1 pseudogene is annotated in these 532 nt (G+C 72.0%); it reads right to left on the reverse strand.

The features are described from left to right. A pseudogene (locus CCN39_RS49105) lies at positions 1 to 532 on the reverse strand (alpha/beta hydrolase); the annotation flags it as partial.

The raw sequence follows: 532 nt of genomic DNA on the forward strand, positions 1-532 counted from the left end.
GCCTCGCGGTACTCGTGCGCGTTCTTGTGCAGGCCGAGCGAGTGCCCCGCGTTGGGCAGGGTGTAGGTCTCCAGCTTGGCCGCGGGCGAGTAGTACGGCGCCTCGGCGGGCCGCAGCGTCTTGCCGGAGGTGCAGTCGCGCAGCGCGAGCAGGCCGCAGAACAGGATGTCCTTCTGGCCCACCGCCTGGAACACCGGCACGTTGATGCCCAGCGTGGTCGGCAGGATGATGCCGAACACCGCCACCGTGCCCATGCCTGGCACCGACACCACGTCCTTGGTGTCCTCGTCGGCCTTGATGGCCTTCGGGTCGGCGTTGGGGGCGTGGTAGAACAGCGGACCGCGCGCGCCCGGCCGGGTGGCGAACCACAGCGGGTCCGTGCCGCGCTTGCCCAGCACCGGGTCGAGCAGGGCCGGGCCGATGCCCAGCGCCGCGCCCAGGCCCAGCACCGGCAGGGCGGGCAGGTGGGTCATGCCGGTGAGGATGACGCCGTCGACGTCCTTGTACTTGGCCGCCTCCGCCGCCACGATGC

This window comes from Amycolatopsis kentuckyensis, assembly GCF_002155975.1.
Lineage (GTDB): Bacteria > Actinomycetota > Actinomycetes > Mycobacteriales > Pseudonocardiaceae > Amycolatopsis > Amycolatopsis kentuckyensis.